We start from the raw sequence: 22,041 nt of genomic DNA, 5'->3' as shown, positions 1-22,041 counted from the left end.
CTCAGAACCGCGCCTTAACAAGATGCGTCAGCGCCGCGCCGGTTTCGAAGAAAGCGCGGCGTAGGCCAGTCCAGTTTTCGCTATACTCAGCCACTGACGGAACCGGCAGCAAGGACGGATCGTCCTTGAGCAGACTTTTGGCCATCAAACGCCCGAACACGGTGCCCGGCCCGATCCCACGCCCCGAGAACCCATGCGCGGCTAACGCATTTGGACCGATCAGAGTGATTTTGGGAATATGATCCGAAGTCATGGCAATCCGCCCATGCCAGCCCTCAATCAACGGCTGATCCGCCAATTGCGGATAAAGTGCAGCCATTTTGCGCTTGATCCAGGATTTGTGTGCAAATCCTCCGGCGCTGCTTAGGTCGCCCATACCGCCAATGATAAACCGTCCTGCCTGGTCCAAACGGAAGGATGTCATGATCAGGCCGGTATCCCAGCATCCCTCTGCTTTAGGCAATATGCTGGCCCGCAGGTTATGGGACAGCGGCGCGGTGGCGTATTGGAAGTAATAGACCGGCACATAGTCTGGTGCCGTATCAGCAATGCCCTGATGATAAGCGTTGGTCGCCTGAATAACCGATCTTGCGCGTACGGTTCCACCATCCCCCTGCAGCACCCAAACCCCGGCTTCCTGCCGCAAAGATCGAATCGGGCTTTGCGTATATATCTGCGCCCCCGCATTCTGTGCGGCGCGGGCCAGTCCCACCGCATAGCCCAGCGGCTGAATTGTACCCGCGCGGGGGTCAAACAATGCGCCGTGGACTGCCGGGCTGCCCGTCCGCTGGCGCGACGCATCAGGATCGAGCAATTCGACCGGCGCACCAGAAGCGCTCAGCTGTGCGTGGCGTGTACGCAGATCACCAAAGCCCGAGGCCGAATGAGCACAATGCAACGTGCCTTGCCGCTCAGGCTCGCAGTCAATCCCGTGCGCTTCAATCAACTCGAACACGTCTGACGGCGCGTTAGCCAGCAGATCGATCAACCGATCCCCCGCCATTTGCCCCAGATGCGACCGAATTTGATCGGGTGGCAGCCAAAGCCCTGCGTTGACGAGACCGACATTCCGCCCCGATCCACCATGGCCGATCTGATGCGCTTCGAGCAGGCACACCGAAGCCCCCGCTTTTGCTGCGGTCAAGGCCGCAGAACACCCGGTGTAACCACCGCCGATCACGGCAAGATCAACGCTTACGTCATCAGACAGCTTTTGCGTGTCGATACGCTCGCGACAGGTCTGCCGCCATAACGATTGATCATAGTCGCGCATGCCCGGGCCTCGCCAAAGTTTCGCCGATCATCAGGCTGGTCTCAGTTGGTTGCAAGGGCGCGCTGGTCAGCCCGCCCCATGGCGATGAGGAACGGATCAGCCTCCTGATGCGACTGGAATGACGCCTTGTCGGTCATGCCCCGCCAGCGCCCCAGTGTTAGTGACTGCGCCACCGCGCCGCTCAGCGTTGCACCGGGGCCGGTGACGATGAACAGATCGGGCGCGAACTCGCGTGCGGCGGTCTGGATCGCATGGGTGAAGTCATAGGTCTCGGTCACCTGATGGCCCAGCGTGTAGTCCCACAACTCACTCGTGTCAGTTGCGCCGGGCCACCAGATTTTGCCACGCCCGTCAATCATCGGGAACTTGGGCTGAGCAAAAAGATCAGAACTCAATTGCGCCCGACCTTCCGCCGCCACCGGGGCCTGCAGCGCCGTATGAAAGGCGGCGTGATTGGCCAGCCGCAATGGGAACCGATCCTGCACGGTGAGGTGTGCCGCCTCAAACGCCGTCAGACCCGCCTCATTGCCTGCCAATACCAGCATCCCGCCCAGATCGATGGAAAGCGCCAGAGTGTGATCGTGCAACGCATTGATCCTCGCCACCTCATCCAGCAATGCGGCTTTGCGGGCAGGATCATTCGCCCATGTCTCATCGACGAATGGGTAAACCAGTTGACCGCCGATCAGGTGCTTCTGCATCAGCGTGCCCATCGTATTGACCACGCGAAACCCGTTCCCAGGGGTCAATGCCCCTGCGATGGCCAGCGCAATATACCAGCCCATCGAGTTACCAGTGACGGCGACGACTTCAATATCGTTGGCCAATGCCTGCGCATCGGCCAACGCGGCAGCATAGATCAGGGGTGAGGCCACATCGCCGCGCGAGTACTTCCCGACGCTAAAGCGATCAGCCCCATCCAAGGCAGTAATCGCATCCTGTCCGGTTCCGGCGCGAATAGCGTCGAAGCTGCGGAACAAGTCCATACGATCCGAATGATGTTGGTGCAGATAGCCCAGCTCAGGCTTGTTATAAGTGCCCCGACCCGGGCAGATCACAACGGCGGTGCGGGTCATGAGGCTACTCCTGTCAAAGCCAGCGCTGCGGCAAAGATACCGTCTTTCGAAGGAAGAGGCGCGGCATAGGCCGGGCCGGTTGCGATAAAGCAATCCTCGGCCACAACGCGGGCGGTTGGGGTGGAGGGACTTTCTTCGGCGAAGAAAGTCATCAGCGCCTCGGACTGGCTGCCGGTCTTGCGGCATTCGTCGACGATCAAAACATGCGCGCATGTTTTGGTGGCTTCGCGCAAAGCCTCAACCGGCAGAGGAGCTAGCCAACGCATATCGATAATCCGGGTTTTCAGACCCGCCGCCTCAATTTCGGGCAGGGCCTGTTGCGACAGGTAATGCCCGTTGCCATAGGTCACGATGGCGAGATCGGTGCCGTCCCCGTGTACTCCCACCTCGCCCAGCGCAAATTTCTGATCCCGCGCAGGATAGGTGGTCATCCACCCGCCATCCTGCGCCGCATGCAGATCGCGCATCGGGTAGAGTGCGATCGGTTCAAGAAACACCACGACCCGCTGCTCTTCGCGCGCCAACCGCACGCATTCGCGCAGCATCAGTGCTGCATCGGCCCCGGTCGACGGGCAGGCGATGATGACACCAGGGATATCCCGCAAAACGGCCAGAGAGTTGTCGTTATGGAAATGCCCGCCAAAGCCCTTCTGATATCCCAGCCCCGCAATCCGCAGCACCATAGGGTTGGTGAACTGCCCGTTCGAGAAGAACGGCAGGGTTGCCGCCTCCCCCCTGATCTGATCCTCGGCATTGTGCAGATAGGCCAGAAACTGGATCTCGGGGATCGGGATGAAACCATTATGGCCCATACCAATCGCGAGACCCAGAATGGATTGTTCATCCAGCAGCGTATCAATTACGCGGTCCGGACCAAAGCGTTGCTGCAGCTTTTGTGTGACGCCATAGACGCCACCTTTGCGGCCCACATCTTCACCCATGCAAACGATCTCGGCATGTTCCAACATCAGATCGGTCAGCGCCCAGTTGATCAGGCGGCTGAGCGGCTGCGGATCAGCCATCGCGCGCAAGTCACCACCAAAGGCTTTAGCCCGCGCCTCAGCGCTCGGGCCGTTGGTCGGTATGCAAGAGCGCTTAGGCGGGATCAGGCTTGCCATCACCTCGGTCGCATTGGCAAGATGGGGACGGCTGGCAGCCTCTGTAGCCACACGATCCGTTCGGGTGCAGGTATCGCTGTAGATTTTCAACGCCTGATCCGGCGACAATGCACCCGCCTGATCCAGCAGTCGTACGGTGTGCAAAAGCGGATCATTGGCCTCATCCGCCTCAACCTCAGTTTTCGGCAGATAGGTCGTGGGCACATCCGCCCCGGCATGGCCATAAAGCCGCACGGTTCTGAGATGCAGGAAGGCCGGTTTCCTGCGCTTGCGGACATAATCTGCAGCCTCTTTCGCGACCGCATGGGTTTCATAAATGTCCAACCCATTGGCCTGAAAATACTTGATCCCCGGACGATGCTCCATCGACGCCTGAATCCAGCCCTTGGGCGTTTTGACCGAAATCCCGATACCGTTGTCTTCACACACGAACAGCAGCGGCAGCGGCGTCGATTGCACACTGGTCCAGCCTGCCGCGTTGATCGCCCCCTGCGCGGTTGAGTGATTGGCCGAGGCATCCCCAAATGAACACATCGCAATCCCGTCTTCCGGCAACACGCGATGTTCGGGCGCATGTCGCCGGGCTACCCCCAGCGCATAAGCCGCACCAACGGCTTTGGGCAAATGGCTGGCGATGGTCGAGGTCTGCGGCGGGATCATCAGCGCCCTTGATCCCAACACCTTGTGCCGCCCGCCCGAGGTCGGGTCCTCTTTCGAGCACGCAAAGCTTAGCAGCATATCCCACGCGATCTGCTGACCGGGCACCTGTTCGGCACGCGCGATCTGAAACGCAGCATCCCGGTAATGCAGAAAGGCAATATCGCTTGGGCGCAATGCGTGCGCGACGGCGGCCATCCCTTCGTGGCCAGATGAGCCGATGGTGTAGAACCCCTGCCCCGCCTTCTGCATCGCCCGGCTGGTCCGATCCAGCGCGCGACTGAGAACTTGCGACCGGAAAAGCGAAACGGCTTCAGCATCGCCCAGACCGACGCGCGGCGGGGCTCCGTCGGGAAAATCACGATTTGCGACACGGGTCAGGAAATTCTCATGTACGATCTGGGCGCGGTCCATGTCTCTCGCTTTTGTCTTGTTGGTGTCATCGGCCTTGGGGAACCTCTGCGCGGGAGCGACCCGCTTGCTGATTTGTCCCGCGCTCCGACGTGAATTTCAAGATCGCGGATGGTACGGCACCCGCTCGACCACAAAAGTGATGTGGCGCACCAGTCATCGCTCTGGCGGCAGGAAAAAACCAGTGCTATTGCGTTCAATAGGTATGAGGATTTGTCATATGATTGCACCCCGCCGTTTCTTGCCTTCAATCTCGTCCTTGCTTGCACTTGAAGCCGTAGATCGGCTGGGCAGCGCATCTGCTGCTGCGGCTGAGCTGTCCTTGACACAAAGCGCGATCAGCCGGCAATTGAAGACGATGGAGGATCAGCTGGGCGTGCAATTGATTGAGCGCAGCCAGATGCGATTGCACTTGACGCCAGCAGCCAAAGACTATGTGCAAACCGCAAGGTCTGCTGTTCAGGATCTGGCGCAGGCCGCACTGAAACTCAAAGCCAACCCGGCGGGTGGGTCACTTGATCTATCGATCCTTCCCGCGTTCGGCATGCATTGGCTGGCACCCCGCCTTCAGGATTTTGCGCGACGGCACCCTGAGGTCACCGTCAATCTGGGTACCCGCCTCAAACCGTTTGATTTCATGTCTGAACCATTCGATGCCGCGATCCATTTCGGTCAGCAAGACTGGGCGGGCGTTCAGTATTTACCGATCATGCGGGAAGAAGTCCTGCCCGTCTGCGCCCCTGCCCTTACCGCTGTCAATTTCAATAGCTTGGGTGCTCTCCGCGCCGCGCCACTGCTGCATCTGGAGTCGCGTCCGGATGCCTGGGAGCGCTGGTTTGAGATACAGGGCCAGCCCGTCACCGGCCTACGGGGAATGCTGTTCGATCAGTTTTCGACCATGATTCAGGCCACGATTCATGGGTTGGGCGTGGCTCTGTTACCGTCATATCTGGTGCAGGATGATTTGCGCACCGGGCGGCTTGTCCAGGCATGGGACGGGCCGCGCGTGAGCCTTGGCAGCTATTATCTGGTCTGGCCGAATGACCGCTCGATGCCCGAGCCTCTACGGTCTTTCCAAGCCTGGATCAGTGAACAGATTGGGGCAGACACCCACGCCTAACGCGGCCTTAGAACTTGCCGTTGTCATTTTTCCATTCGCTGCGTGGTGCAATGGACTCAACCGTGTCCCAGTGTTCGACGATCTTGCCATCTGCAACGCGGTACAGATCATAAAATGCGCTGTGAGTGCCCTGATATTCACCTTCGCACACGGTCAGTACAAAATCCCCTTCCGCCAATACCCGATGCAGATGCTGATAGTTTAGGGCGTTCCTATCGGCCAATGCGGTCCTCAAGGCAGTCAAATTATCAGAGAACTGCGGACTGTGTTCTACGTAAGCGGAAGTGTTGATACAGGCCTCTATCTGGTCGAGGTTCCCGGCAATCAACGCGGTTTCGACGAAGGCGCGAACAAAGGCCCGGTTTTCCTCGGTTTGCTCGACATCCCGAACTTCGGTCGGACCATCCACCATACTGTGATCCGAGCCGTTTGGCCCCATCCGTTTCTGGATATTGTCCCAATGCTCTACCGCTTGCCCGTCTTCGAACCGGAACACTTCGAAGCCGATATTCCGCCGTGAGAAATCATATTCCGTATGCGCGAAGACAAAATCGCCGTCTTCAAAGGCGCGTACGATATTCACGCGCGGTGAGGTCTGGGACAGCCGTTTGAATAGGGATGCAAGCCCTTCGCTGCCTTCATGGGTTTGCGGATTGTGCTGGATATATCGTGCTTCATTTACCACCGAAACCGGACCCGGATCGCCCGTTTCGATGCTTTTGAGCAGGGCAGATATGCGATCTTTGTTGGACTTCTCCATACCGGGTTCCCTTCAGGTCTGACTACTCCGTGATCACAATGGCAGGCGACGTGTCAGGCATCAACGCCAGCAACAGCCAAACCCTGCGCGGCCTTCGGCCTTGCGTCTTGCGGACGGCAGGGGGCCAGGCAGGCGCGGGCTGCGTCCGCGCCTGCCTGGCCCAACGGGAGGAGACGTTCCGTAAGGAATGTGGACGACGGGCGGGAGTGTTTTGGTTCAGACGTCCAGCGAACGGGCGATGAGTTCTTTCATGACTTCATTCGTCCCGCCATAGATCATCTGGACCCGCGCATCCGCATAGAGCCGCGCGATCGGGTATTCCATCATGAACCCATAGCCGCCGAACAGTTGCAGGCATTCGTGCATCACTTCGTTCTGCACCTCAGAGCCCCAGTATTTCACCATCGAGGCCGTCGCGGCATCCAATTCACCGGCCTCCAGTTTACCAATGCAGTCATTGACGAAACTGCGCAGCACCTCGGCCTTGGTTTTACACTCGGCCAACTTGAAACGTGTGTTCTGGAAATCCATCACCCGCTGTCCGAACGCCTTGCGCTCCTGCACGTATTCCACCGTCTGCGATATGGCGAAATCGATCGCGCCCAGCGCCATGATCCCGATGGTCAGCCGCTCCCACGGCAACTGCTTCATCAGTTGATAGAACCCCTGCCCCTCTTCCGGGCCCAGCAGGTTGGTCATTGGCACCTTTACGTCTTCGAAGAACAGCTCAGCCGTATCGTTGCCCTTCATTCCCAGTTTCTTGAGGTTCCGCCCCCTCCGGAATCCGTCAGCCCCGTCGGTTTCGACCACAATCAGAGAGACACCCTTCGCCCCTAACGACTTGTCAGTTTTGGCAGCCACGATAACCAGATCAGCCGATTGCCCGTTGGTGATAAATATCTTGGACCCGTTGAGCCGATAAGAATTGCCATCCTTCTCAGCGGTCGTCTTCACCGCCTGCACATCCGATCCCGTGCCCGGCTCGGTCATGGCCAGCGCGCCGATCATCTCACCCGAGGCCAGTTTCGGCAGCCACTTCTGTTTCTGATCCTCACTGCCATAAGCGGTGATGTAGTGGGTCACGATAGACTGGATGCCATATCCCCATCCTGCGTCCCCGCGCGCAGTCTGCTCATACAAAGTAACGGAATCGAAGCCCATCCCGCCGCCGACGCCACCATATTCCTCAGCAATCGAACCGGCCATCAGACCCGTCTCTCCCGCCTGCAGCCAAAAAGTACGATCAACCGCCCCGTTCTCGGCCCATTTCTCGGTATTGGGTACCAAGGCATCATCCATGAACCGGCCCGCCATTTCAGCAAACATTCGGTGTTCGTCAGTAACCCAGGCGGCGGTGCTGGTAAAAAGCGACATCAAATAGCTCTCCAGATCAGGTGTTTGCCCAAAACTAGCCGGGTGTGTGATTCCTTCCAATCCATGTGACGTGGCGTCCAGGACAGATACTACGCAACGTCCTTGGCACCGTTGCCGAATTTGGGGCCAAACGTTCACATCTGTGTTCCCACGCCTGACAGAGCAGGCCATCATCGACCATATTGCGCATACGCCCCGGACGACGCAGGAGACAGCATAATGCCCCGCGCCTTTTCTGAACTGACCTTCACACCTGCCGTTCGCGCCCATCAAGAGCGGATGGGATCCGCAGCGACCTACGCGAAATTCCTGAGCCGAGGACCAAAACAGGGCTACCAAATCGGACCGACCGAAGAGGCGTTCATTCGCGCCCGCGACGGGTTCTATCAGGCCACCGTCTCAGAAACCGGCTGGCCTTATGTGCAGTTTCGCGGTGGGCCGATAGGGTTTCTGAAAGTGCTGGACCCGCACACCATCGGCTATGCGGACCTGTCTGGTAACAAACAATATATCTCGCGCGGCAACCTGGATGGAAACGACCATGTGGCGTTGATCTTGATGGATTACGCGAACCAGCGCCGTCTCAAGATTCTTGGGCGGATGACATTCAAGGAAGGTGCCGCGGCAGCAACTGATCTTTACATCAAAGGCTCCGAGACCGAGGCAGAACGGGCCGCGATCATCAAAGTTGAAGCGTTTGACTGGAATTGCCCCCGCCACATCACGCCGCGCTTTACCGAGGCCGAGCTTCGGCCACATCTGAATGATTTGGGTCAGCAACTGGCTGTTCTGCAAGCAGAAAACCAGCGTTTGCTGCGGGAATTGGCGGAGCTCAAAGCTGCTGGCGATATACGAAGCTGAAATCCGCGCCAGTTCAGATGTGAAACGAATGGCGCGCGATCCCTATGGATCTGGGCAGCAAATTGTGACGCAGGGTTGCCCTTTGGCCCAAGCTTTGCTTTGTCCTTTCTAAACATCACGACCTGCCGTCCGCTCGAGGCAGGAGCGGATAACAGAGAGGATCATCACATGGCAAAAGTTGCGTTCCTTGGTCTAGGCGTCATGGGCTACCCGATGGCCGGGCATCTTCAGGCTGCCGGCCACGAAGTCACCGTCTACAACCGCACCGCATCCAAGGCCGAGGCTTGGGTCGCCCAGCATGGCGGCGCGATGGCCCTGACACCGCGGCAAGCCGCAGAAGGGGCCGAATTCGTGATGGCCTGCGTTGGCAATGACGACGATCTGCGTATGGTTTGCACAGGTGAAGATGGCGCCTTTCACGGAATGGCCAAGGGTGCGGTATTTGTTGATCACACCACCGTCTCGGCCAAGGTCACGCGCGAGTTGTACGAGGCTGGCAAGACACAGGGGGTTGCTTTTGTGGACGCCCCGATCTCGGGCGGTCAGGCGGGAGCCGAAAATGGTGTGCTATCGATCATGTGCGGCGGTGACATGGACGCTTATCGTGCTGCTGAGCCGGTGATGCAGGTCTATTCCAAAATCTGCCGCCGCATTGGAGACAGCGGCGCGGGTCAGATGACCAAAATGTGCAACCAGATCGCGATTGCAGGGCTGGTGCAGGGCCTGAGCGAAGCATTACATTTTGCCGAAAAGGCTGGGCTGGATGGTCGGGCTGTGGTCGAGGTGATTAGCCAAGGCGCGGCAGGCAGCTGGCAGATGGCGAACCGGTATGAGACCATGCTGGATGACCATTTTGAGCATGGCTTTGCAGTCGACTGGATGCGCAAGGATCTGGGAATCTGTCTAGATACCGCCAATGAGACCGGGGCTTCACTACCAGTGACGGCGCTGGTCGACCAGTTCTACAAAGACGTGCAGAAACTTGGCGGGGGCCGGTGGGATACGTCCTCGTTGTTCAAAAGGTTGCGAGCACTGGACTGAGCAAAGGGGGGGGCTGTCTGCCCCATCGCGCCAGGGCGCGACTCCGCCCGAAGATATTTTTGGCCAGATGAAGAGGATCACCGTGGCAGTTGCAAGAGATAGCGCATGAGCGACTTGAACACTTTCTGGGCTGGTCGCCTGCGTGAACACTGGGGTCTGGACGCCCGTCTGACGCGTCTGGATGGGGAGTACGACCTCAACTTTCTGGTCGAAGCCACCAACGGGCAGGATTATGTGCTCAAGGTGATGCGCGCGGGGTGCGATGCGGCATTGGTCGATCTGCAGATCAAGGCGCTGGAACATCTCAGCGCAGCAGCGCCCGGATTGCCCTTTCCTGCTGTTTATCCCGATTTGAACGGGATGATGTTGCCCGAGATTGCCGACGCACATGGGCAACCGCGACTGGTCTGGCTGCAGGAACGACTGCCGGGGGCATGCTATGCAAGCAGCGCGCCCAAGACCGAAGACCTGATACTAAAACTGGGCCGTGTTCTGGGCGCAACCGACCGGACGCTGGAGGGGTTCACCCACGAGGGTTTGCAGCGCGCCGATTTCAAATGGGATTTGACGCGGGCGAGTTGGATCGTCGACCAACTAGAGGCCATCTCTGATCCGGCAAGACGCGCGCGCGTTCAACAAATCGCTGCGGATTTTGAGGCGATCTCTGATCAACTGGGTGCATTGCCAAAGCAGGCGATTCACAATGATGCCAATGATTACAATATCCTTGTCGAAGGCAATCTGGGCGAACGACGCAGCATCTCGGGTCTGATCGATCTTGGCGACATGTGCGCGGCGCCGCGCGTTTGCGATCTGGCTATTGCCGGGGCCTATGTCGTTCTGGACCACCCTAAACCCGAGCGCGCATTGGCTGCGCTGGTACGCGGTTATCACGCCGCCAATCGGTTGCGCCCGGATGAGATCGACCTGATCTGGCCTTTGTTGCAAGCACGTTTGGCGGTGTCCGTGGTGAATTCGACCCTGATGGCGATTGAGAACCCGGATGATCCGTATGTCACGATCAGCCAGGCCCCGGCGTGGCGGTTGATCGAAAATGGGGCAATCAATGGCGCGCTCATGCCCGCACGATTGCGCGCAGCGTGTGGCTTGCCCGTTGTGGACGGGGCCGAGCGCATTCACGCCTACCTGTCCGGCCATCGCGGACAATTCGCGCAGATGTTCGGGCAGAATCTGAGCGACGCACCGATGGGCTCGCTGTCGGTGGAAAACTCAACCTGGCCTCAAAACCCGTTCCAAATGCCGCTGGACGAGGCGGCGCGGGTTGGTGAGGAGTTTGGGGATGGTCCCTGGCTTGGGTATTACAGCGAGCCACGCCTGATCTATGCTGAGCCGGGGTTTCGCATGGGACCGTGGAAAGCGTCGGATCGGCGCACAGTGCATCTGGCCGTGGATGTGTTTGCACCCGCCGGAACAGTGCTGCATGCACCTCTCAGCGGTCGGGTCGAAGCGGTTGAAAACAGGGACGCGCATCTCGACTATGGCGGGGTTGTGATCCTGCACCACGAAACGCCCGAAGGGGATGCATTCTACACGCTTTATGGCCATCTGGACCCTGAGGTGAGCGAGCGTTTGAAACCGGGTGACCCGGTGGCTCAGGGTGCAGCTTTTGCCCGTCTGGGCGATGCCAGTCAGAATGGCGGATGGGCCCCGCATGTGCATTTCCAACTGGCGCTGACAACCGACGGTATGCAGGCCGACTGGCCGGGCGTAGCGGATCCTGATGAGCTCGAGCTTTGGCACGCGGTCTGCCCCAACCCCGCTGCACTGTTGAACTTGCCTGATGAAAAGGTTTTCTATCGACCAACCGACAAGCAGGCGATCCTACAGGACAGGCGCGAACACTTCGGCGGCAATCTCAGCCTGACATACGACGACCCGGTCATGCTGGTGCGTGGCTGGAGGCATCACCTGTTCGATGAATGGGGGCGACCCTATCTGGATGCCTACAACAACGTTCCGCATGTAGGCCATGCGCATCCGCGTATTCAGGCGGTTGCAGCGGATCAGCTGAAGCGCATGAATTCGAACACACGCTATCTGCACCCGGCGCAAACCGCTTTTGCCGACAAGGTATTGTCGAAACTGCCGGATCACCTTGAAGTCTGTTTCTTCGTCAACTCAGGGACAGAGGCCAACGAATTGGCTCTGCGTCTGGCGCGCGCGCACACCGGGGCAAAAGGGATCGTGACGCCCGATCACGGCTATCACGGCAACACAAACGCTGCGGTGGCGATCTCGGCCTACAAATTCAACAAACCTGGCGGTATTGGGCAGGCAGATTGGGTGGAACTGATTGAGGTCGCGGATGACTATCGCGGCTCGTTCCGGCGTGATGACCCCGAGCGCGCACGGAAGTTTGCTGACCTGATTGATCCGGCGATTTCGGCATTACAGGCAAAAGGGCAAGGCCTAGCTGGGTTCATCGCTGAAACATTCCCCTCGGTCGGGGGACAGATCATTCCACCAAAAGGCTATCTGTCTGCGGTCTATGAAAAAATCCGCGCCGCCGGAGGGGTCTGCATTGCCGATGAAGTCCAGACCGGCCTCGGGCGCCTGGGCGACTATTACTTCGGCTTTGAACATCAGGGCGCGCTGCCTGATATAGTGGTAATGGGGAAGCCCATCGGCAACGGCCACCCGCTGGGTGTGCTGGTCACTACCAAAGAGATCGCCGAAAGCTTCGACAACGGGATCGAGTTTTTCTCGACCTTCGGCGGCTCAACCTTGTCCTGCAGAATCGGGAAAGAGGTGTTGGACATCGTCGACGATGAAGGCCTTCAAGAGAACGCCCGTGTGATGGGGGCTCGTCTGATGGACGGCCTCCGAAAGATCGAAGCGGACTTTGCCTGCGTTGGCGATGTACGCGGCATGGGTCTGTTTTTAGGGGTGGAACTGGTCAATCCTGACGGTTCGGAAAGCGGTGAGGTTTGCAGCTACGTCAAGAATCGGATGCGCGATCATCGCATTCTGATCGGTAGCGAGGGACCCAAGGACAATATCCTGAAAATCCGGCCACCGCTAACCATCGAAGCAGAGGACGTCGACATGATTCTTTGGGCGATGCGGGAGGTTCTTGGCGAAGTGGGTGACTACAGCCCTGCCCCCATGTGCGATCACGATCATCATCATGCGGGCTGCGGCTGCTGCTAAGAAACACAAAACCCCAGCGAAATTGCTGGGGTTTTGTCGCCGTCGATCAGTGGAGCACTGAATGTGGGGGGTGGTGCCCGGTCGTCGGCAAAGGGATCGAAACGGTCATCCGGCGTAACGCCAAGCCCAGTTCCTCGGACAACGAGGCCAGTGCCGGGGCGAAATCGGGCCGTACGATCAGCGAGGCCATCATCATTGCATCTTCACGCGCCCCTTCAGAGGCGGCACCGATCATCTGGGCAAAACAATTCTCATCAGCGCCCAGACATGCACATCCCAGCCCATGACGCACCAGCGGACGGCGACCGTGATGTGCACAAAGTGAACACAGCCGGTCCAGCGTCAGCATCGTGGCGCGTCCCTGATCTGCACCCAGCGCGATGTCAAAATCGCTTGCGGCATTTGCCCGGCCTTCGACCCCATCACCCCAAAGCCGCAGATACATGACGGCTCCGGCCTCAATGGGGTTCAGGTCAGCCAGACGGCCAACAGCCGCCCCGCCACGCGAAGAAGGTCCGCTCATTTTGTCAGGATCAGTTTGCCTGCGCGGGTGATGCGCAGCGTATAAAGCTGATCGCCCAGCTCGATATGGGCCAAATTGCCGCCTTTGGTGAGGTCTTCCGCCTTGTGGGCCGGAAGCATCGAAACAGCATAGCTAAGGGTCGAGGTAGGGGTTTGCGCGTTCATTGGGGCATCTCCAGAGCATCTGTGGCACTTGGCCTTGTCTGTCTTCGTTTCGCTTGATCTGGCTGACCCTGTTTTGGGCTGGCTATCTGTTCGTGTGATTAATCTGATAAAAATAGTAAGGTTTGTCAAGCTGCTGTTTTTTCAATCGCTCCCACGGGTCTCTATTGCGCCGTCGCACAGCACGACCTAGGCATTGGACATCAACAAACAAAGGCGGATTCGCAGATGGCAGCAGTTGTCGTATTTGACTTGGATGGCACCCTGATAGACAGCCTTGCCGACCTTGCAGCTGCGGTAAACCGAATGCTGCACGATCAGGGGCACCCCTCCTTGCCTCAGGATACGATCCGGGGATTCGTGGGGAACGGATTACCCAAGCTGGTCGAGCGGGCGATGACGCATTGCGGGCTGGAGCCAACGCTTCACAAGGACCTGACACAGCTTACTCTGAAGCACTACAATGCAGGCGCCTGCGATCAGACCGTAGTTTATCCCGGCGTGATCCAGGCGCTGGATGAGCTTCGCGATATGGGCTGTGCGCTTGGGGTCTGCACCAACAAACCCGAAGCCCCTGCCCGGCATGTGCTGGGCGAACTTGGCCTGCTACCCTATTTCAACACGGTCTTTGGTGGAGACACGCTGGATATACGCAAACCCGATCCAGAGCACTTGCACGCCTGTTTCAAGACCCTTCAAGCCGCAGGCCCACAGATCTTCGTTGGCGACAGTGAGGTTGATGCCGAAACTGCGCAACGGGCTCAGGTTCCGTTTTTGCTGTTTGAACAGGGATATCGAAAGTCGCCGGTTTCGGACATGCCGTACACGCTCAGCTATGATAACAGTACCGCACTGCCTGCACTTGTTCGGAAAATCCTGACGCAGGCATAGACCCCAAAAAAGGTCGAGGGGCCGGCCAAGGGGGTAAGAAGCCAGCCCCTCATCGGGGGAAATTAGTGAAAGTGGATTGGGCGCACTGGCCCGGTAGTTAATGAGAAGTTAACGCACCTGCGCGGATCGCGAAATTGGGGGATTCCCGTAGTGCTGCGATTTTTTCCCCGATCTTCCAAATTATTTTGCGCGCAGAAGCCTAAAAACTGGGATTTATGCGGCTTTCTCAGCCGCGGCACGCGCGATCACCAGTTCCTCGTTCGTCGGAATGACCATCAGTTTCACACGTGACAGGTCGGTCGAGATGACGCGCAGATTGTCCGCGTTTGCATCGTGGTCCAGTTCAAGACCCAACCACCCCATGTCAGTGCAGATACGATCACGGATATAGGTCGAGTTCTCTCCGATCCCGCCGGTAAACACGACGGCGTCCAGACCTCCCAACACAGCGGCCAAAGCGCCCAGCTCGCGGCGTATCCGGAACGTGTAGTAGTTGATGGCATTGCGTGCACCCGGCGTATTCGACGCCTCAAGCGTACGCATATCATTGGTCATCCCGGAAAGGCCAAGCAACCCGGATTTACGATACAGAAGGTCCGAGATCTCATCCGCATTCATGCCTTGCTGATCCATCAGATACAGCACAACGCCCGGATCCAGCTGGCCACAACGCGTTCCCATCGGCAAACCATCCATGGCCGAGAACCCCATGCTTGAACCGACCGAGCGACCTCCGATCATGGCGCACATCGAGGCACCGTTGCCAAGATGCGCCACAACCACCCGTCCGCCATGTATCAGCGGCGCAGTCTTGGCCAGATGGTCCGAGATGTAATCATAGCTCAGACCGTGGAAGCCATAGCGGCGAACGCCCATATCGTAATACTCGGTCGGCAATGCGAAGGTGTCATTGACCCAAGGGTGGTGGCGGTGAAAAGCGGTATCGAAACAGGCAACCTGCTTGGCATTGGGGAACCTGTCCATCGCAGTACGTGCGCCCTGCAGATTGTAAGGTTGGTGCAGGGGCGCAAAGGGCTCTAGCTTTTCAAGCATCTGCAAGCTTTCGGAGGTCAGCAGAATGGGTCTGTCATTATCCGGTCCGCCATGCACGATGCGATGCCCTACAGCCGCAACACGCGCCGACGGGAACTGCCGTTCCAGCAAATCCAGAATATAGTCCAGGGCGCTGGCCTGATCACGCAGCGCCTCGGATGTGGTATCGGCCAGCACACGGCCATCCGTGGTCTCTGCTTTGATGCGCGCCGCGCGGCTGCCGATGCGTTCCACCTCTCCCGAACAGACAAGGGTCGGATCTGCTTCGCCCGCGGAGAACAACCCAAACTTCAGCGAGGACGAGCCTGAATTCAGTGTGATGATATGGTCCATCAGATCTTACCCGACATCCGCGCCGCATGCAGGGCCGCGACGGCACAGGAAACCAGTCGCGCCTTTTCGCCATCTGCGCGACTGGTCAGAATAATCGGTACGCGCGCGCCCAGCACCACCCCGGCAGCCTCGGCGTGCGCGATATACGTCAGTTGCTTGGCTAGCATGTTGCCTGCGTCCAGATTGGGTACGACAAGAATGTCTGCCCGTCCGGCCACCTCGGACACGATCCCTTTGGTGCGCGCCGCGGCCAGGCTGACCGCGTTGTCCATGGCAAGCGGCCCATCGACCAAGCCACCCCTGATCTGTCCCCGCTCGGCCATCTTCGACAGCAATGCGGCATCAATCGACGACCGGATTGCTGGATTCACCGTCTCGACCGCCGACAGAACACCCACTTTCGGAGCGCCAATTCCGATTGAGATTGCCAGATCGATCGCGTTCTGCGTGATGTCGATCTTGGTTTCCAGATCCGGCTCGATATTGATGGCCGCATCGGTCACCAGCAAGGGATGCGGCTGGCCGGGTATATCCATGACGAAGACATGCGTAAAACGGCGCCCCGCGCGAAGTCCACGATCCCGCCGCAACGCCGCCCGTAGCAGTTCGTCCGTATGAAGATGCCCCTTCATCAATGCTTCGGCATGTCCTTCGACAACCAGATCAACCGCTTTGTTGGCGGCGTCCAGATGGTCCTTAACGGGAACGATCTCAACGTCACCCAAGGGCAACTCAATCTCACGCGCTGCTGCAGCAATCTTGTCGGGGTCACCTATCAGGACCGGCTTGATGATGGTTTCACGCGCCGCCAATAAGGCCCCCCCCAGCGAGTTGGGCTCTTCTGGGGCGACAACTGCCGTGGGGATCGGAGGCAGCGGGCGCGAGCGATCGAGCAGTGCATCAAAATGCCGGTGCCGCTCGACGACCAGACCAGGCACTTCAATCTCATTGAATGACAGTTCTTTCTCCGGAGCGATCACGACCGCGATGCCGGACACGATCAGCGCCGCATCACTAGGGCGCATCACCTGAGTTTCCAGAACTACCTCGCGGTTATCGCGTTTTTTGATAACCGTAACTCTGGCCAGCAGTTCTTCACCCGCATATGCCCGGGCGCTAAAATCCAAGCTTTGCGACTTATACAGCGTACCCGCGCCCGGAAGGATATTCCCCAAAACGGCCGAGATCAGAGCCCCAAGAAACATCTCGGGCGCGATCGCCTCGTTTACGTTATCACCGTCCCCATCTTCGTCGGCCAGGTTCAAAGGGTTATGGTTGCCGGAATTCGATGCGAAGGCATAAAAATCATCCTCTGTGCAGAACCGGGTCAACTCGGCGGTGTCTCCGATCTGAAGCTGATCAAAGGGCTTGTTGTGATACTGCATTGAAACTCTCGGCGGCTGTTTTGCACCGATCATTATGAGATTTCACGTAAATTTCCAATGACGTTTGGTGGGTTTCTAGGGCTCAAACCCATCTGGCACACCGAACAGTGGCGCATCCAGTGTGGTCCCGGTCAATGCTCCCATGAACGCCACCAGATCTGCGACCTGGGCATCGGTCAGTTCCAGCGGTTCGATGTCAATTTTCTGGCGATGACGCTCCATCTCAAACCGGTCCTGCCAGACGATGAAATCCACATACTCAAGCCACGGCACGTTGGGCAGCCCGGCCAAATCAGGGGTCCAGGCAGCGAGGCTCTGAGATGGGTTCAAGTGGTGGCGAATAATGCCTTCCAGATCGGGAAAGGCACCGTTGTGACCATAGGGCGCCGTCTCTGTCACATTGCGCAGCATCGGTGTGCGGAAACGATAGGCGTCCTCAAGACGGTTGCTTTCACCCATATGACCCACGTCGCGGGCATAGGGGTCCCATTGGCGGGTCTTGCCCGGTCCAAATGGCGGCAGGCTCAGCGCGTGGAATTTTTGATCCGATAGCAACGGGCCGGAATGGCAGTTTGCGCAACCTGCCTCACCATAAAACAGGGTCATGCCGTCCTTTTGCCGAGGCGTCAGGGCTGTGTTATCTCCGGCCAGATATTGATCGAACGGGCTGTCCATGCTGCGCCATTCCAGCGCCATGAATGCCGCCAGCGCGTTGGCTACTTGGGTGATCGTGATGTCCTCGGTCGTGTCGATGTCATCGAATGCCTTGACCATGGCGGGCCCATAGCGCGGATCGGTGCGTACCCGTTTGGCGAGGATCGGCCAGCCCTTGTCGATGCGGTCATGCACCGCGCCGGTGACTTGATTTTCGGCCACATTCCCGGCCATTTCAAACTGCGAAGTCAGCGGGAAAAGCGCCTGCGCGGCCAGCAGCGAATTCAAGCCGTCCGGCAACCACTCCTGCGCGGGTGAGTTGAAACCGTTACCGTAGACGTCAGAGATACTCAGACGGCCATCATGGAAAACCGTGTGAAGTTCCTTTGCACCAAGGTTCCAAAGCCCCGGCGAATTGCGGGGAATTCGCTTGCGGATTTTGTCCGCTCCGATGCCCGGCGTCCGGTCTGGCCCCAAGCCCATCCCGCCTTCTCCGATGCCAAGCGACAAGCCGTCCGAGGTGCCGAAATCCGGGTGATGGCAATGGGCGCAGCTTATGTTCCGGTTTCCCGACAAAATGGGATCGTAAAACAGTTGATGACCGATAGCGGCCTGTTCCATATCAAAGGGGATGAAATCGTCATCCGTCAGCGGGCGCGGCAATTCCTGAGCTGCCGCAGCCCCTGCCAAGAGGAAAGCAACCCCATGCGCCAGTTTGTATTTGCCCTGTGCCTTCTCGCGACCCCAGCGCTGGCTGAACTGGAACAAGCACGCGATCTGATGGAGGCCGGAGAGTTTGAAGCCGCGCGTGAGGAATTGCTGCCCGCCGCGCGCTCCGGCAATGCCGAAGCCGAGGAATTGATCGGTGTGATGTACGGGTTGGGCCTTGGGGTCGAACAGGACTATGAACGCGCGTTTGAATGGTACTTGCGCGCCTCGATGAAAGGTCATCCCGGGGCGCAATCCGGTATCGGTTGGTACTACGAGTTGGGTCTGGGCATGCCCGCTCCTGATCTGGTTCGAGCGTACATGTGGTATACGCTCAGCGCCATCGGCGGCGACCCCGATGCGGCGATCAGCCTTGAAGAAGTGGTCAAAAAAATGTCGCCGGAGCAGATCGAGAAGGCGCATGTTCTGGTCAACGACTACAAAGGGTGGATGTACCCGTTTCGGTGAGGGCCGGACCCCAGGGCCCGGCCCAGCAATTCAGTTCAGATCCGCATCACGTGAGGCATTAACATCCGCCTCGGCTGCTGCCACAGCGTCAGTCAACGCTACAAAGATCTCATCACCACGTGCCACATTGGACTGGAACCAGTCATAGACCGGGGTTGCGGCTTCTTTGAACGCAGCTTTCTGGTCGGGTGTCAGAACATAGAGGTCCCCGCCACCGGCAACGAAATCCTCATAAGCCTGAATCGACTTGCGCTTGGGTGAGGCAAAGGTCGCCTGCTGCAGCGCATAAAACCCGTCGACTACCACGCGGCGCATATCTTCTGGCATCTCCTGGAACTTGGCGTTGTTCATCCACCACAGCGCACCCATGTAGGCATGCCCATCCAGCGTGACATATTGCAGGCCTGCATCAGGGAACTTCATACCCATGATGTCAGTGATGCCGTTTTTCGAGCCCTCAACCACGCCGGTCTGGAAGCTGGTGAACAGTTCTGGCCACGGGATCGGGGTCGGTGATGCACCCAGTGCTTTGACCAGCTCCTGCGGCAGGTCGGCAACCACGGTGCGGATTTTCAGACCTTCCATGTCAGCCGGCTCGGCGACACGGCGTTGTGTATTGGCGAAGTTGCGCCAGCCACCTGTATTGCCGATTGTCATCAGACGGATCGCACCGCCGGAATCCTCCAGCGCCATGTCGCGCATCTGCCGGGTGAAATCACCAGATAGGACATGTTCGGCAATGCGGTCATCGGCCATCAGGTAAGGCAGGTCCAGAACCTGCACGTAAGGGAAGATGCCCGAGGCCCCTCCAGAGGTTGAGATGTAGATGTCGATCGTACCGTCTGCCACGCCCTGCAGACACTCGGCACCGTTCGAGCAGAGCTGCGTACCGATGAACAGCTCAACCTCAATGGCTCCGTTCGAGGCCGCCTCAACGTAGTTCTTGAAAACGACCAGACCGTCATAGTCTTCGTCGTTTTCATTCGAGTTTGCTGTGGCGCGTAGCGTGTAGTCGGCGGCTGCCGCGGCAATCGCAGACGCGGCCACTAGCGACGTGGCCACCGCTGCGGTTTTGATAAATCTTCTGAGCATGCGTTTCCTCCCTGTGATACTCAGTTCAGTTTGCAAATCCCGTTATCCTCGGGATCGTCATGGATAGTGCGGGGATGTATGTGATCAAGAAGATCACGATGATTTCGACCGCCAGAAACGGCAGGATTGCCTTGGCGATGGTTTCAACCCGTTCCCGAGACACGGCGGCGGCTACGAACAGCACCAGCCCCATGGGCGGGGTGGCCAGACCGACAGTCAGGTTGACGCTCATGATAATGGCAAAATGGATCGGGTCTACACCGAGGCTGGTGAAGATCGGACCGAGGATCGGGCCAAGGATGATAATAGCGGGGCCTGCATCCAGGAACATTCCGACGATGAACAGCAGCAGGTTGATCAGGAACAGCAGGATCAGCGGGTTTTCCGACAGGCTGAGGATTAGCGAGGCCAGCTGCTCCGGCGCATGGCTAAGACTAACGACCGTCTTGAAGGCCATTGCCGCCCCGACCAACAACAGGACGACAGCTGAGGTCATGCCTGCGTTGCTGAGCACTTCGGGGACTTCTTTCCACGTCAATGTGCGCAGGACGAAGAAACCGATGATGAAGGCATACCCTACGGCGACAGCGGCAGCCTCGGTCGGGGTAAAGATGCCACCCAGTATTCCGCCCAGGATGATCACAGGGGTCATCAGTGGGAAGAACGCCTTTAGGCTGGCCTGACGGCGTTCCGGCCAAGTGTATTTACGGCTGGCGACCGGGAAGTCGTAGCGATCCGCCATCAGCTTGATCATGAGCATCAAACCGACACCGACCATGACCCCAGGCACGATGCCAGCGAGAAAGAGCGCAGCCACACTTTCACCCATGACATAGGCATAGATGATCATGATGCCCGAGGGCGGGATGATCGGCCCGATCACCGAACTGGCTGCCGTGATCGCGGCGGCAAATTTGCGGGTATAGCCTTGCTTCTCCATCGCCGGGATCAGCATTGACCCAAGCGCCGAAGTATCGGCGACAGCGGACCCTGAAAGGCCCGCGAACAGGATCGAGCTGAGGACGTTCACATGCGCAAGGCCGCCCCGCAGGTGGCCCATCAGGGCCTGGCTGAACTCCACAAGTCGGATGGTGATGCCGCCCCGGTTCATCAGTTCTCCGGCCAGCATGAAGAAAGGGATCGCCATCAGCGGGAAGCTATCCATACCGTTATAGACATTGCGATAGAGCAGCGTAATGTCGTTGGTCTGACCGCTGAGCCATAGCAGAATGCCGGGCGCTGCCAGCAGTGCGAAAAAGACCGGCAGGCCGATCAGCAGGAAAATCAGGAAGGTGGGCAGGAACCAAATCAGCATTTATTCAGCCCCCACCGCAGCTTCGGGAATTTCAGGCAAAAGATGTGCTCCGCCCAACATGGTTACTATCGACCGCAAGATCAGTTCGATATTGACCGAGATCAGCAAGATGATCCCAACCAGCAGCGAGGCCATCATCCAACTGCGCGGAATACGGTACCATTCATCGAACCCGAAAGAGGTAGGCAGGTACAACGCCGCAGTGGCGAACCGGCCACCAAAGCCCGTAACCTCAGACCAGCCGATATTGACCGCAACAAGCAGCACGGCCAGCGAGATCAGCAGCAGGAACAAATTAAGCGATTGACCAAGCACGCGCGGCAGGAAACGTGCAAGCATATCGATAGCGACGAACCCTCCGCGACGGAAAGCTGTGGGGGCCATCAGGCCCGTCATCCAGAGCATGCAGAACCGGGCAGCCTCATCCGGCCATGGCAGTGCGTTACCCAAGACATATCGGAAGAACACCTGAATCAGGATCGCGATAACCATAACTGCAATCGCAACAACACCGACCGCGCGGCCCAGACGCAGCACGGTTTCGTTCACGAATGCAATCGGCGTCAACGCCGATGCCAGTCCGCCCATGCGGATCC

At 58.4% G+C, this 22,041-nt stretch carries 19 protein-coding genes; 6 read left to right on the top strand and 13 right to left on the bottom strand.

Annotation, left to right across the window (positions count from 1 at the left end; all coding sequences use genetic code 11):
• Position 1: 1 nt before the first annotated feature.
• The 3 genes from ACR0DK_RS18885 to ACR0DK_RS18875 are packed head-to-tail and all read right to left on the bottom strand — an operon-like array spanning position 2 to position 4,538.
• A complete protein-coding gene (locus tag ACR0DK_RS18885; RefSeq protein ID WP_480737599.1) occupies positions 2–1,273 on the bottom strand; it encodes an NAD(P)/FAD-dependent oxidoreductase in 1,272 nt (423 codons plus the stop codon).
• Between the two features lie 41 nt (positions 1,274–1,314).
• Positions 1,315–2,349, bottom strand: a complete 1,035-nt coding sequence (locus ACR0DK_RS18880) for an ACP S-malonyltransferase (protein WP_480737597.1) — start codon at positions 2,347–2,349, stop codon at positions 1,315–1,317.
• Entirely contained in the window at positions 2,346–4,538 is a 2,193-nt protein-coding gene (locus ACR0DK_RS18875; protein WP_480737595.1) for a dehydrogenase E1 component subunit alpha/beta, read from the bottom strand. The genes ACR0DK_RS18880 and ACR0DK_RS18875 overlap by 4 nt, the downstream gene beginning before the upstream one ends.
• A gap of 217 nt (positions 4,539–4,755) precedes the next feature.
• Between ACR0DK_RS18875 and ACR0DK_RS18870 the strand changes: the two genes are divergently transcribed.
• Positions 4,756–5,655, top strand: a complete 900-nt coding sequence (locus ACR0DK_RS18870) for a LysR substrate-binding domain-containing protein (RefSeq protein WP_480737593.1) — start codon at positions 4,756–4,758, stop codon at positions 5,653–5,655.
• Between the two features lie 7 nt (positions 5,656–5,662).
• Here the strand turns inward: ACR0DK_RS18870 and ACR0DK_RS18865 are convergent, their stop codons facing one another.
• Positions 5,663–6,415 carry a nuclear transport factor 2 family protein gene (locus tag ACR0DK_RS18865; RefSeq protein ID WP_170625426.1) on the bottom strand — a complete coding sequence of 251 codons (753 nt, stop codon included), beginning with the start codon at positions 6,413–6,415 and terminating at the stop codon, positions 5,663–5,665.
• A 216-nt stretch (positions 6,416–6,631) separates the two neighbouring features.
• Positions 6,632–7,789: an acyl-CoA dehydrogenase family protein gene (locus ACR0DK_RS18860; RefSeq protein ID WP_170425647.1), complete on the bottom strand. Its 1,158-nt coding sequence runs from the start codon at positions 7,787–7,789 to the stop codon at positions 6,632–6,634.
• Between the two features lie 219 nt (positions 7,790–8,008).
• Here ACR0DK_RS18860 and ACR0DK_RS18855 point away from each other — a divergent pair, with 219 nt between their 5' ends.
• From ACR0DK_RS18855 to ACR0DK_RS18845, 3 genes are all read left to right on the top strand, one after another.
• Entirely contained in the window at positions 8,009–8,650 is a 642-nt protein-coding gene (locus ACR0DK_RS18855; RefSeq protein WP_480737591.1) for a pyridoxamine 5'-phosphate oxidase family protein, read from the top strand.
• 114 nt (positions 8,651–8,764) lie between these two features.
• On the top strand, positions 8,765–9,691 hold the full coding sequence (locus ACR0DK_RS18850) for an NAD(P)-dependent oxidoreductase (RefSeq protein ID WP_480459897.1): 927 nt from the start codon (positions 8,765–8,767) through the stop codon (positions 9,689–9,691).
• Between the two features lie 105 nt (positions 9,692–9,796).
• A complete protein-coding gene (locus ACR0DK_RS18845) occupies positions 9,797–12,862 on the top strand; it encodes an aminotransferase class III-fold pyridoxal phosphate-dependent enzyme (protein ID WP_480737589.1) in 3,066 nt (1,021 codons plus the stop codon).
• 46 nt (positions 12,863–12,908) lie between these two features.
• Here the strand turns inward: ACR0DK_RS18845 and ACR0DK_RS18840 are convergent, their stop codons facing one another.
• Positions 12,909–13,385, bottom strand: a complete 477-nt coding sequence (locus ACR0DK_RS18840; protein WP_170398361.1) for a hypothetical protein — start codon at positions 13,383–13,385, stop codon at positions 12,909–12,911.
• Positions 13,382–13,549, bottom strand: coding sequence for a hemin uptake protein HemP (gene hemP / locus ACR0DK_RS18835; protein ID WP_223117384.1), 168 nt, complete (start codon positions 13,547–13,549; stop codon positions 13,382–13,384). Before hemP ends, ACR0DK_RS18840 begins: the two co-directional genes overlap by 4 nt.
• 225 nt (positions 13,550–13,774) lie before the next feature.
• On the opposite strand from hemP, the gene gph reads away from it, so the two are divergent.
• A complete protein-coding gene (gene gph, locus ACR0DK_RS18830; RefSeq protein ID WP_170398355.1) occupies positions 13,775–14,437 on the top strand; it encodes a phosphoglycolate phosphatase in 663 nt (220 codons plus the stop codon).
• Positions 14,438–14,650: 213 nt separating this feature from the next.
• Here the strand turns inward: gph and ACR0DK_RS18825 are convergent, their stop codons facing one another.
• The 3 genes from ACR0DK_RS18825 to ACR0DK_RS18815 all read right to left on the bottom strand — a co-directional run bounded on the left by ACR0DK_RS18825 (position 14,651) and on the right by ACR0DK_RS18815 (position 18,552).
• Positions 14,651–15,823 carry an acetate/propionate family kinase gene (locus ACR0DK_RS18825; protein WP_480737586.1) on the bottom strand — a complete coding sequence of 391 codons (1,173 nt, stop codon included), beginning with the start codon at positions 15,821–15,823 and terminating at the stop codon, positions 14,651–14,653.
• Positions 15,823–17,208 (bottom strand): bifunctional enoyl-CoA hydratase/phosphate acetyltransferase, encoded by a 1,386-nt coding sequence (locus ACR0DK_RS18820; protein ID WP_480737584.1) that lies wholly within the window; start codon positions 17,206–17,208, stop codon positions 15,823–15,825. The genes ACR0DK_RS18825 and ACR0DK_RS18820 overlap by 1 nt, the downstream gene beginning before the upstream one ends.
• Positions 17,209–17,283: 75 nt before the next feature.
• Positions 17,284–18,552, bottom strand: coding sequence for a cytochrome-c peroxidase (locus ACR0DK_RS18815; protein WP_480737582.1), 1,269 nt, complete (start codon positions 18,550–18,552; stop codon positions 17,284–17,286).
• 15 nt (positions 18,553–18,567) lie between these two features.
• Between ACR0DK_RS18815 and ACR0DK_RS18810 the strand changes: the two genes are divergently transcribed.
• A complete protein-coding gene (locus ACR0DK_RS18810; protein ID WP_170408184.1) occupies positions 18,568–19,038 on the top strand; it encodes a tetratricopeptide repeat protein in 471 nt (156 codons plus the stop codon).
• A 30-nt stretch (positions 19,039–19,068) separates the two neighbouring features.
• Here the strand turns inward: ACR0DK_RS18810 and ACR0DK_RS18805 are convergent, their stop codons facing one another.
• The 3 genes from ACR0DK_RS18805 to ACR0DK_RS18795 are packed head-to-tail and all read right to left on the bottom strand — an operon-like array spanning position 19,069 to position 22,033.
• Complete coding sequence (locus tag ACR0DK_RS18805) at positions 19,069–20,130, bottom strand: TRAP transporter substrate-binding protein (protein ID WP_170408182.1); 1,062 nt, start codon at positions 20,128–20,130, stop codon at positions 19,069–19,071.
• A gap of 25 nt (positions 20,131–20,155) precedes the next feature.
• On the bottom strand, positions 20,156–21,445 hold the full coding sequence (locus ACR0DK_RS18800) for a TRAP transporter large permease (protein WP_170398321.1): 1,290 nt from the start codon (positions 21,443–21,445) through the stop codon (positions 20,156–20,158).
• On the bottom strand, positions 21,446–22,033 hold the full coding sequence (locus ACR0DK_RS18795) for a TRAP transporter small permease (RefSeq protein WP_170398319.1): 588 nt from the start codon (positions 22,031–22,033) through the stop codon (positions 21,446–21,448).
• Positions 22,034–22,041: the final 8 nt, after the last annotated feature.

The sequence above is a fragment of the Ruegeria sp. CE6 genome (genome assembly GCF_056537485.1).
The sequence above is the reverse complement of the archived record's forward strand: the minus strand, read 5'-3'. Positions and strand labels throughout refer to the sequence as shown.